The sequence below is a fragment of the Lentzea sp. NPDC060358 genome (assembly GCF_042725365.1).
Classification (GTDB): domain Bacteria; phylum Actinomycetota; class Actinomycetes; order Mycobacteriales; family Pseudonocardiaceae; genus Lentzea.
Map to the genome: position 1 here is coordinate 1 of NZ_JBHXCW010000246.1, position 10,940 is coordinate 10,940.

At 71.1% G+C, this 10,940-nt stretch carries 8 protein-coding genes, 1 tRNA gene, 1 other RNA gene and 1 pseudogene; 2 read left to right on the forward strand and 9 right to left on the reverse strand.

The window, feature by feature from the left end:
* Together ACFWGZ_RS34250 and ACFWGZ_RS34255 are read right to left on the reverse strand one after the other, a co-directional pair.
* Window positions 1-117: pseudogene (locus ACFWGZ_RS34250) on the reverse strand (peptide ABC transporter permease); the annotation flags it as partial.
* Window positions 118-163: 46 nt separating this feature from the next.
* The gene (locus tag ACFWGZ_RS34255; protein WP_382455734.1) at window positions 164-1,843 is read right to left on the reverse strand and encodes an ABC transporter substrate-binding protein; all 1,680 of its coding nucleotides are present in this window, start codon (window positions 1,841-1,843) and stop codon (window positions 164-166) included.
* A gap of 216 nt (window positions 1,844-2,059) precedes the next feature.
* Here ACFWGZ_RS34255 and ACFWGZ_RS34260 point away from each other — a divergent pair, with 216 nt between their 5' ends.
* Entirely contained in the window at window positions 2,060-5,338 is a 3,279-nt protein-coding gene (locus ACFWGZ_RS34260) for a BTAD domain-containing putative transcriptional regulator (RefSeq protein WP_382455735.1), read from the forward strand.
* Here ACFWGZ_RS34260 and ACFWGZ_RS34265 read toward each other — a convergent pair.
* From ACFWGZ_RS34265 to ACFWGZ_RS34295, 7 genes are all read right to left on the reverse strand, one after another.
* Window positions 5,317-5,790 carry a uridine kinase gene (locus tag ACFWGZ_RS34265; protein WP_382455736.1) on the reverse strand — a complete coding sequence of 158 codons (474 nt, stop codon included), beginning with the start codon at window positions 5,788-5,790 and terminating at the stop codon, window positions 5,317-5,319. The two genes, ACFWGZ_RS34260 and ACFWGZ_RS34265, sit on opposite strands and share 22 nt — an antisense overlap.
* A 41-nt stretch (window positions 5,791-5,831) precedes the next feature.
* Window positions 5,832-6,440, reverse strand: coding sequence for a recombination mediator RecR (gene recR / locus ACFWGZ_RS34270; RefSeq protein ID WP_382455737.1), 609 nt, complete (start codon window positions 6,438-6,440; stop codon window positions 5,832-5,834).
* 41 nt (window positions 6,441-6,481) lie between these two features.
* Complete coding sequence (locus tag ACFWGZ_RS34275; protein WP_382455741.1) at window positions 6,482-6,784, reverse strand: YbaB/EbfC family nucleoid-associated protein; 303 nt, start codon at window positions 6,782-6,784, stop codon at window positions 6,482-6,484.
* A 153-nt stretch (window positions 6,785-6,937) separates the two neighbouring features.
* Window positions 6,938-8,989: a DNA polymerase III subunit gamma and tau gene (locus ACFWGZ_RS34280; protein WP_382455738.1), complete on the reverse strand. Its 2,052-nt coding sequence runs from the start codon at window positions 8,987-8,989 to the stop codon at window positions 6,938-6,940.
* A 30-nt stretch (window positions 8,990-9,019) separates the two neighbouring features.
* Window positions 9,020-9,116: signal recognition particle sRNA small type (gene ffs / locus ACFWGZ_RS34285), an RNA gene on the reverse strand.
* 87 nt (window positions 9,117-9,203) lie between these two features.
* Window positions 9,204-10,376, reverse strand: a complete 1,173-nt coding sequence (locus ACFWGZ_RS34290; RefSeq protein ID WP_382455739.1) for an RNA polymerase sigma factor — start codon at window positions 10,374-10,376, stop codon at window positions 9,204-9,206.
* Window positions 10,377-10,380: 4 nt separating this feature from the next.
* Entirely contained in the window at window positions 10,381-10,719 is a 339-nt protein-coding gene (locus ACFWGZ_RS34295) for a YciI family protein (RefSeq protein ID WP_382455740.1), read from the reverse strand.
* Between the two features lie 130 nt (window positions 10,720-10,849).
* Between ACFWGZ_RS34295 and ACFWGZ_RS34300 the strand changes: the two genes are divergently transcribed.
* A tRNA-Ser gene (locus tag ACFWGZ_RS34300) sits at window positions 10,850-10,934 on the forward strand.
* Window positions 10,935-10,940: the final 6 nt, after the last annotated feature.

The following is a 10,940-nucleotide window of genomic DNA, read 5'->3' on the forward strand; positions in this document are numbered from 1 at the left end:
CAGGAGGGCCGAGACCGGCCCTCCTGGGAGCACGCGCAACCACGCGAAGAGCAGCAGCGAGAGCACCAGCACCACGCCGACCAGCTGGATCAGCCGTCGAATGGTGTAGCGGAGCACTGTGAGCTACCCCGTTGTTTTCTCTTGTGGTGGGAGCTGGTTCCGCTCAGCCCTTGGAGGCCGGGCCGAACTTCTCGTCGGTCAACGGGCTGGGAACGACACCCTTGATGTCCGACTTGAACACCAGTGCGGGCGGGGAGTGCGAGATCGGGATCGCGGGCAGGTACTCGTCCATGATCTTCTTGTTGATCTCTTCGTACAGCTTGGTGCGCTTGGCCTCGTCCGGCTCGGAGTTCGCCTTGGCCAGGTCGCCCGCGAGCGTGGCGCCCCACGCCGACACACCGGTGTTGAAGCGGTTGTCGGTGCGGCCGAAGAACGTGCCGACCCAGTTGTGGGCGGTGCCGTTGTCACCGGTCCAGCCGAGCAGGAACAGGTCCGGGATGCCGTTGTCGACGTCGGTCAGGTAACCGCCGTTCCACGGCTTGGTGACGACGTCCAGCTTGATGCCGGCCTTCTGCAGGTCGCCGGCGATGGCGCCCCACAGGTCCTTCGGGGACGGCATGTACGGACGCGTGACCTCGGACGGCCAGTACGCCTTCAGCGAGAGGTCGGAGGCACCGGCCTCGGCGAGCAGCGACTTCGCCTTCTCGGGGTCGTACTTCACCTCGGTGAGCGACTTGTTGTAGCCGTTCACGGTGTCCGGCATGAACTGCGTCGCGACCTTGGCGCCCTCGGGCAGCTGCGACTTGACGAGCTGCTCGCGGTTGATCGCGTACTGCAGGGCCTGGCGGACCTTCAGGTCAGCGAGCTTCGGGTTGTTCTTCTGGTTGATGCCCAGGTAGAACACGTTGAACGCCGGGCGGATCGCCACGTTGAAGCCGTCGGACTTCAGGCCGGCCCAGTCCGCCGCGTTCGGCAGGTCGTAGCCGTCGATGTCGCCGGCCTTGAGCGCCTGCTTGCGGGCGGTCTCGTCCGGGATGATCTTGAAGACGATCTTGTCCAGCTTGGCCTTGGTGCCGGCGTAGTCGTCGTTGCGGACGAGCTCGACGGTGTTGTTGGCCTTGTCGTACTTGCTGAACTTGAACGGGCCCGTGCCGGTCGGGTGCTCGTTCGCGTAAGCCGGGTAGGTGAACGCGTCACCGGCGGCCTGGACGTTGTCGGCGTCGTACTTCTTCAGCGCGTCGGGGCTGGAGATGGAGAACGACGTGAAGCCGAGGACCGACGGGAACTGCGAGGTGACCTCGTTCAGCTCGATGACCGCGGTCTTGGCGTCCTTGGCCGTGCAGCTCTTGTAGAGCGACGGCTTGTCCGGCGTGTCCTTGAACCCGCCGAAGTTGTCGAGCCAGTACTGCGAGACGGCGTCGGACTGGCCGGCGCCCTTCTGGTTGTACCAGCGCTCGAAGTTGAAGCACACGGCCTCGGCGTTGAACGCCGTGCCGTCGTGGAACTTCACGCCCTCCTTGAGGGTGAACGTCCACGTCTTGCCGTCCGCGGAGGGCTCGTACTTGGTCGCCAGCGCGGGCTCGACCTCGGCGGTACCCGGCTTGAAGCCGACCAGACCCTCGTACATCTGGCGAGCGACCCGGAAGGTCTCGCCGTCCGTCGCGTAGAACGGGTCGAACAGCTTCGGCGCGCCTGCTGCGCCGAAGGTCAGCGTGCCGCCCTGCTGGCCGCCACCGCCGGAGTCGCGCTGCGATTGCGCGCAACCGGACAGGGCCAGCGCGCTGACGCTGAGGAAGCCGATCGCGGCAACCCAACGGCGGCGAGCCGTTACTGAGTGGACCATCAAACACCCCTTGGACAATCCGCACATCTCACGGTGTGGTCGCCGACCATAACCGTTGTAGATACCCCGTCCGGGGTCACACAGGTCACGATCCGGCCACTAGACCAGGCATTCTGATACGTCCGGCGCACGCTCGCTGACCCAACGTGAGCACGGCAGATGCATCAGGGCCTCTCCTAGGCTGTAGAAACAACTGCGAAACGTGGAGGAGGTCGCATGAGCAGGTCGGTCGAGTTCCGCGTTCTCGGCCCCCTCCAAGTGCTCGTCGACTCCGCACCACTGCTGGTCCGCGCTGGTAGGCAGCGCGCGCTGCTCGTTTCGCTGTTGTTGCGCGCGGGCACGTCGGTCTCCGTGGACGAGCTCGCCGCGAACGTGTGGGGCGATGAACCACCCGCGCGTGCGCGCGCGACTCTGCAGACCTATGTGATGCGTCTCAGACAGCTGCTCGGGCCGTCGGTTCCGATCAGGACGGTGCCGGACGGCTACCTGATCGACGTCGACGAGAAGACGATCGACCTGATGCGCTTCGAACCGCTCATCGACCAGGGCGAACAGGAGCGCGCGGCCGGGAACCTGCAGGCCGCCTCGGCCGCGTTCACCGCCGCGCTGGGGCTCTGGCGGGGTCCGGCGCTGGTCGACGTGCCGTCGGAGGTCCTGCACCGCGACGAGGTGCCGCGGCTCGACGAACGCCGCCTGCACGTGCTGGAACGCCGGGTCGAGGTCGACCTCGAGCTGGGCCGCCACGGCGAGCTCGTCGCGGAGCTGTCGCGGCTGACGAGCGACCACCCGCTGCGCGAGCGGTTCTGGGCGCAGCTCATGGTGGCGCTGTACCGCTCGGGCCGCCAGAGCGAGGCACTGGCCGCCTACCAGCGGGTTTCCCGGCTGCTGGGCGACGAACTGGGCATCGACCCCGGCGACGAGCTGCGGCACGTGCACGGCCAGGTGCTGTCCGGCTCGATCGGTGTCGTGGCGGCCGCCACGCCCGGCGCGCAGGTGGTGGCCGCGAAACCGGACCGGGTCGTGCCGTCGCAGCTGCCGGCGGACATCCCGGACTTCGTGGGCCGCGGCGAGGCCGTGTCGCTGATCGTCGCGCTGCTGCGCACGGCGCAGGGTGTGCCGGTCGTCACGCTGGCCGGACCGCCGGGCGTGGGCAAGACGGCGCTGGCCGTGCACGCGGCGCACCGGATGCGCGCGGACTTCCCCGACGGCCAGCTGTACGTCAACCTGCGCGGTTACGCCCCCGGACCACCGCTGAGCGCGGTCGACGTGCTGCCGCGGTTCCTGCGGGCGCTCGGGACCGAACCCGACCAGGTGCCGCTCGACCAGGACGAGCAGGAGGCGATGTTCCGGTCCACCCTGACCGGTCAGCGCGTGCTGTTGTTGCTGGACAACGCGTCTTCGGCCGAGCAGATCCGGCCGCTGCTGCCGGGGTCGCCGGGGTGCGCGGTGCTGGTCACCTCGCGGGACACGTTGCGCGGCCTGGCGGTCTCGCACGCGGCGTCGAACGTCCGCCTGGACGTCCTCGACCAGCACGAGACGAAGGCGTTGCTGGCCGGCATCCTCGGCGCCGGCGAGATGGCGTCCCAGGAGGACGCGGCGCTGGAGCTGGCGTCGCTGTGCGCGCACCTGCCATTGGCTTTGCGAATAGCTGCGGCCAACCTCGTGTCGCGTCCGGAACTGTCCATCGCGGACTACGTGGAGGAGCTGCGGGCGGGCAACCGGCTCGCCGCGCTGGCCGTGGAGGGCGACGAACGGGTCGCGGTGCACGCGGCGTTCGACCTCTCCTACACGGCCCTCAAGCCCGAGCTCGCGCAGATGTTCCGGCTGTTGTCGCTCGTGCCCGGCACGGACTTCACGCCGGAGATGGCCGCCGCACTGTCGGGACTGACCACCCAGGACGCCCGGCGGCGCCTGGACCGGCTGGCGACCGCGAACCTCATCGCGAACCACGCGCCGTCCCGCTACCAGTTCCACGACCTGCTGCGCGACTACGCGGCCGAGCGCCTGGCGTTCGAGGAGGGCCGCGCGGACTCGCGGATCGCGTTGCGGCGGCTGCTCGACTGGGCGGTGCGCTCGGTCGACAACGCCACGTCGGCGATGAAGTCGACGCTGTTCCGCTTCCCGCGACCGGACCCCGTGGACGGTGTCGTGCCGCGGACGTTCAGCACCAGCACCGAAGCCCTGAGCTGGCTCGACAGCGAGCGGGCCAACCTGGTCGCGCTGGTGGCGCACTGCGTGGAACGCGACCCGGAGAACGCGCCGTGGCAGCTCGCCGACGCGTTGCGCGGCTACTTCTACACGCAGGGCCTGACCGCGGAGTGGCGCGAGACGGCCAGGGTGGGCCTGCTGGGCGCCCGCGCACCGCGCGACGAGCTCGGTCAGCTCGCGATGCTCTCGTCGCTGGGCACGCTGTACTGGGTGACGGGCCAGCACCGCACCGCGCTGGACCACTACCAGCAGGCCATCGCGCTGCAGGAGCACATCGACCTGCCGGAGGCCGAGGCCGCCGTGCTGTCCAACGCGGGCAGCGTCAACATCGACCTGGGCGAGCTGGAGCACGCCGCCGACCACCTCGAACGCGCGCTGGTGATCACCCGCCGCATCGGCGCGTTCCAGGTGCAGGCCAACGCCCTGTTCAACCTCGGCGGCGTCTACATGCAGCTCGGCCACCTCGACCGCGCCGCGGCGACGTTCGAGGAGGCCCTGGAGGCCGGCACGCGCATCGACTCGTGGATCACCCAGGCGAACTCCATGCGCGCGCTGGGCGAGGTGCACGCGTGGCGCGGCGAACCGGACCTGGGCGCGTCCTACTTCGCGCGGGCGAGCGAGCTGTACGAGCGTGCCGCGGCCCGCAACTTCGGCCACACCATGCACGAGGGCATGGCGATCACGCTGATCATGCGCGGCCGGTTCGAGGAGGCCGCGGTGGAGGCGACCGCCGCCATGCGGATCGCGCACGAGATGGACAACGTGAAGAGCGTCTGCGACGCGCGCAACCTGCTCGGACGGGCGCTGGAAGGCGCTTCCCGGTTCGACGAGGCCGTCGAGCAGTTCTCGTCGGCGCTGTCGATCGCGGCGGAGACCGGCTACTCGTGGGGCCTCTGCTCGGCCCGCCGCGGCCTGGCGTCGGCCTACCGCGGCGGCGGCCGGTACGCCGAAGCGCTGGAGATGGCCTCGTCGGCGCTGGTGGAGGCGGGGCGGTCGCGGTTCCGGCTGGCCGAGATGGAGGTGCTGCTCGTGCTCGGGCGCATCCACCTCGACACCGCGGACGCGGCGGCCGCTCTCGACTGCGCGCTGCGGGCGGCGTCCGTCGGGTCGGACTCCGGGCACCGGTGGGTGTTCGGGCGGGCGCTGCTGCTGGCGGGCGACGCGGCGTTCGCGATGGAGGACGTCGTGGCGGCCCGCGGGCACTGGGCGTCGGCACTGGAGGTGTTCAGCGCGATCGGCACGCCGGAGGCGTCGGTCGTCCGCGCTCAGCTCGAGGTGACGACGTAGTCGGCCCTGGCCCTGGTCTCGTCGACCGCGAACCAGCCGCATTCGTACTGCTGCCACCGCCGCAGGTGCTCGCGCTGGCTCTCGCCGTCTCTCGCGACCGCGCGTTCCAGGCGTGCGGCTTCGTCGCCGTGGTCGACGAAGACGCGGTAGCTCAGGTGGGTGTTGGCCTTCCTGGCCGAGGAGAAGCCCTCCAGGACGATCGTCCCCTGTGGACGGATCGTGACCTCGTCGCCTTCCTCTACACACGGGAAGCCCGGCGACCAGTCGGTTTTCCGGTAGGTGCCTTCGCGTCCCGAGGCGACTGCCCTGAGGGCCTGGTCGAGCCGCGGCCACCACCGCGTCGTGGGGTCGTCCCACGTGGCGAAGTGGTCGGTGCTGATGAGCTGGGCGCCGAGCTCCCGGGCGAGCTGCTCCGCGAACGTCGTCTTCCCCGCGCCCGAGGGACCGTCCACCGCGACCAGGCGGGTCGTGCCCAGCCGCGGTGGGGTCGCGACTACATGCTGCGGCGACCAGATAGCGCACGCCCCAGCGTGAGCTCGTCCGCGAACTCCAGGTCGCCACCCATCGGCAGCCCGCTGGCGAGCCGCGTGACGGCGAGACCGGGGAAGTCCCTGAGCATCCGCACGAGGTAGGTGGCCGTGGCCTCGCCCTCGGTGTTGGGGTCCGTGGCGATGATGACCTCGGAGATGTCCACACCGTCGGTGGCCGTGCCGATCCGGTTGAGCAGCTGCCGGATGCGCAACTGGTCGGGCCCGACCCCGCTGAGCGGGTCCAGCGCGCCGCCGAGGACGTGGTAGCGCCCCCGGAACTCCCTGGTGCGCTCGATGGCCTGGACGTCCTTCGGCTCCTCGACCACGCACACCAGGCTGAGGTCCCGCTTGGGGTCCCGGCAGATGCGGCAGGTCGTCTCCGCGGACACGTTGCCGCAGACGTCGCAGAAGACCACGCCCTCCTTGACCTTCTGCAACGCGTGCTGGAGCCGCTCGATGTCGGCCGGCTCCGTCGCGAGGAGGTGGAAGGCGATGCGCTGCGCGCTCTTCGGGCCGACGCCCGGGAGCCTGCCCAGCTCGTCGATCAGGTCCTGTACCGGGCCCTCGTACATGTGTCAGCCGATCTCCGTGTCCCGATCTCCGTGTCCCGGGCTCAGCCCAGCAGTCCGCCGAGACCGCCCTGGGCCAGCGGGCCGAGCTTCTGCTCCACCAGCTGCTGCGCCTTCTGGTTCGCGTCCTTGATCGCCGCGATGACCAGGTCCTGGAGGGTGTCCACGTCCTCCGGGTCCACGATCTTGGGGTCGATGGCCAGGTTGACCAGCTCGCCGCCGCCCGTCACCGTCGCCGTGACGAGGCCGTTGCCCGCGTCGCCGGTGACCTCGGTGTCGGCCAGCTGCTGCTGGGCTTCTGCCATCTGCTGCTGCATGGACTGGGCCTGCTGGAGCAGGGCCTGCATGTCGAACTGACCGGGTTGCACCGCTGGTCCCTTCTGGTCGTCTTCGTTGTTCGTCCAGGGTACGGGCGGGGTGGTCGTGGCCTCGGGCGGGCGGGTTCGCCCGAGGCACGAGCCGAGGCCGCTCGGCTTCGCCGGCGCGGGCCCGCCGTTGCGTCAGGCTCGCTTCAGCGGGCGGGCACCCAGTTCGTCGGCGAGCAGTTTCAGCATCACCGACTCCGGGTCCTGGGCCTGCGGGACCGCTGCCGTCGGGTCCAGCGGGCGGGCCGCCTCGGCGAGCATCGCCTCTTCGTCGTCCGGCTCGGGCGGCAGGGGGTCGTCGGGCTCGGGCGGTTCCGGGGGCGGCGGGACGTCGTCCGCCGGTGGGCGCGGGGCCGGGCGTTGCTGGGGTTCGGGTTGCCTCGGCTGCTGGGGCTGGCCCTGCTGGCTCGGGCGCGTCAGCGCTTGGCGCGGGGCCTTGGCCGGGGTCGCGGCCTGCTGGCCCGCGGCGCCGGGGGCGCCGTGGGTGCAGCGGACCTGCCAGGTGCCGCCCAGGACCGTGGCCAGCGCGTTGGCGATCGCTTCCGTGTTGCGGGGTTCCGCCAGGCGGCGGGCCAGCGGGGCCGAGGTGTGGGTGACCGTGACCTGGTTGCCGTCCACCTCGCTCACCACGGCGTTCGTCAGCATCGCCTCGGTGCTGCGGCTCGTGGAGCGGACCGCGGCCAGCAGTTCGGACCACACCCTGCGGACCGCCGTCGCGTCCATCCCTCCGGTCGTCGGTTCCGGGGTGGTGGCGACCGGAGTCGGGGTGGCGACCGGAGCGGGTTGCACCGGGGCCGGGGTCGGCGCGGGCTGGACCGGAGCTGCCTGGACCGGGGTGGGCTGGGGTGCGGGCGGTGCGACCTGTGCCGGGGCGGCGTGCACCGGCGCCGGGGTCGGGACGGCTGCCGGCGGGGCCGGGCGCTGGGGTTCCGGGTCGGCTGCCGGGGTGGCCGGCTGCTGGGACCTGCGGGTGAAGACCGGGGCGCCCGCCGGGGCGGGGGCCTCGCCGCCTGCCGCGGCGATGGCGGCCGGGGGGCGGCGTTCCAGTTGTTCGAGGCGTTGGAGCAGGGCCGCTTCCGACTGGCTCACCGACGGCAGGAGCATGCGGGAGACCAGGAGTTCGAGGAGCAGGCGCGCGGCCGTGGCGCCGCGCATCTCCACCAGGCCCGCGTGCACGATCTCCGCGTAGCGGGTGAGGGTCGCCGGGCCGATTCGCTCCGCCTGCGCGGCCATCGTGGCCAGTTCGTCCTCGGGGGCGCTGACCAGGTTGCGGTCGGCGGCGTCGGGGACGGCGCAGAGCAGGACCAGGTCGCGGAGGCGGTCGAGCAGGTCGCTCGCGAAGCGGCGGGGGTCGTGGCCCGCGTCGACCAGGCGGTCGATGGTGCCGAAGACCGCCGCGCCGTCGCCCGCGGAGAGGCCGTCGACCACGTCGTTGATCAGGGCCGAGTCGGTGACGCCCAGGAGCGTGATGGCCCTGTCGTACCGGACGCCGTCGGGGCCCGCGCCGGACAGGAGCTGGTCCATGACGGACTGGGTGTCGCGGGCCGAGCCGCCGCCCGCGCGGATCACCAGGGGGAAGACCGCCGGTTCGACGGCCACGCCCTCGGCGGCGCAGTTGCGTTCGAGCAGGGTGCGCATGACGCCCGGCGGGATCAGCCGGAACGGGTAGTGGTGCGTGCGCGAGCGGATGGTCGGGAGGACCTTGTCCGGCTCGGTGGTGGCGAAGATGAAGATCAGGTGGTCCGGCGGCTCTTCGACGATCTTCAGCAGGGCGTTGAAGCCCTGCGTGGTGACCATGTGCGCCTCGTCGATGATGAAGACGCGGTACTTCGACTCGGCCGGGGCGTAGAACGCCTTGTCGCGCAGATCGCGCGCGTCCTCCACGCCACCGTGCGAGGCCGCGTCGAGCTCCACCACGTCGACGCTGCCCGTGCCGTTGGGCGCGAGGCCGATGCAGCTGTTGCACTCGCCGCACGGGTCGGGCGTCGGGCCCTGCACGCAGTTGAGCGAGCGGGCCAGGATGCGGGCCGACGAGGTCTTGCCGCAGCCGCGGGGGCCGCTGAACAGGTACGCGTGGTTCACCCGGCCTGCCGCCAGAGCGGTGCGCAGGGGATCCGTCACGTGCTCCTGGCCGACGACCTCGGAGAACGTGGCCGGCCGGTACTTGCGATACAGAGCGAGCGCCACGCCCGAGACAGTACCGGTGGGCACCGACACAAAAAGGGGACCCCGTGCACCCACCAGAGCCCGCTTATCCTTGCTGCCTTCCGGCCCTGGGGAGGTTCGCGAGATGTGTGCCGCACGAGGTCCGACGCAAGTGTAGCGAACGGTCTCAGTCGAACGCATGTTCGAGTTGCCCACAGTGTTGTCCCCAGCTGTGGACAACTCCTGGACAACCAGGTCAGGGCCTGATTCCGGCCAGTCTGCGGCGCAGGAAATCACGCTCGGACTCGGTGCCGGCCAGCTCGATCGCCTCGCGGTAGGCCCGCACCGCCTCGTCGTCGCGGCCGAGCCGGTGCAGCAGGTCGGCACGAGCCGCCCTGAACGGGTGGTAGTCGCGGAGCCGTGGCTCGCCGGCCAGCTCGTCGAGCAGCGCGAGCCCCGCCGCGGCCCCGTCCCGCATCGCGACGGCCGCCGCCCGGTTGAGCGCGACGACGGGGGACGGCGCGAGCTTCGCCAGCACGTCGTAGAGCGCCACGATCTGCGCCCAGTCCGTGCCCTCGCAGTCCGGCGCCTCGTCGTGCACCGCGTTGATGGCAGCCTGCACGCCGTACGGGCCGTATCCGCCCGTGAGCGCGCGTTCGACCAACGCACGACCCTCGTCGATCATGTCGCGGTCCCAGAGCGTGCGGTCCTGGTCCTCCAGCAGCTCGGGACGGGCGGCGCGGCGGGCGTGGACGAGCAGCATCAACGCCAGCAGGCCGGTGGCCTCGCGGTCGGGCAGCAGGCGCTGCAGGATCCGCGCGAGCCGGATCGCCTCCTCCGCGAGGTCGTCGCGCTGGGCCGCGTAGCCCTCGGTGAAGATCGAGTAGACGGCCTGCAGCACGCCGGGCAGGCGTTCCGGGAGCTCGTGCGGGTCCGGCACGCGGAACGGGATGCGCGCCTGGCTGATCTTCTTCTTCGCGCGCACGATCCGCTGCTGCATGGTCGTGACCGGCACCAGGTAGGCGCGCGCGACCTCGGGCGTCGTGAAGCCCGCGAGGAACCGCAGGGTCAGCGCCCCGCGGTCCTCCTCCGGCAACGCCGGGTGCGCGCACGTGAAGAAGAGCTCCAGCCGCTCGTCCGGCAGCGCCTCCCCCGCGGGCGCGTCGGCCCGCGAGACCTCCACCTGCAGCAACGCGAGCCGCGCCGCGTGCACCCGGTCACGCCGCAACCGGTCGACGGCCTTGCGGCGCGCGGTCGTGAGCAACCACGCGCCGGGTCGGTCCGGCACCCCGTCCACCGGCCAGTGCCGCAGCGCCGCCTCGACCGCGTCGGAGGTGACCTCCTCGGCGAGGTCGAGGTCGCCGAAGCGCTTGACCAGCGTGGCGAGCAGCCGGCCGCGCTCCTCCCGGAACACCTGCTCGACGTTCACCGGCTCAGAAGTCGAACTCGGCGATCGGCCGCACGACCACGGCCCCGCCGTCGCGCGAGCCGGGGCACTTCGCCGCCCATTCGAGCGCGGCGTCGAGGTCCGGCACGTCGATGACGTCGTAGCCGCCGAGCACCTCGCGCGTCTCGGCGAACGGGCCGTCGGTCACCGTGCGCCTGCCGTCCGGTCCCACCTGGACGGTGGTGGCGGTGACGAGGTCGGCGAGCGAGTGGCCGGAGACCAGGACACCCGCGTCCTTCATCTCCTTCTCGTAGGCCTGCCAGTCCTCGACGGTGCAGTTCGCCTGCTGGTCAGCGGCCGCGTAGATCATCAGCATGTACTTCACGGTGTGCCCTCCTCGGTCGGTGTTACGGGATCACGACGAGCGGGCTGCCGCCAGATCGACACTGGCCCCGAGGTTTTTTCGGCGACCCCCGTTTTGGGCCCGAGAACCCCCGTCCGGTAAGGTTCTCCACGGAGGATTCGCATAGCGGCCTAGTGCGCACGACTGGAAATCGTGTTGGGTTCACCCCCTCACGGGTTCAAATCCCGTATCCTCCGCTCAGC

Coding starts and splice junctions, on each gene's coding strand:
- ACFWGZ_RS34255 (WP_382455734.1), bottom strand. CDS start 1,843: ATGGTCCACTCAGTAACGGCTCGCCGCCGTTGGGTTGCCGCGATCGGC.
- ACFWGZ_RS34260 (WP_382455735.1), top strand. CDS start 2,060: ATGAGCAGGTCGGTCGAGTTCCGCGTTCTCGGCCCCCTCCAAGTGCTC.
- recR (WP_382455737.1), bottom strand. CDS start 6,440: ATGTACGAGGGCCCGGTACAGGACCTGATCGACGAGCTGGGCAGGCTC.
- ACFWGZ_RS34275 (WP_382455741.1), bottom strand. CDS start 6,784: ATGCAGGCCCTGCTCCAGCAGGCCCAGTCCATGCAGCAGCAGATGGCA.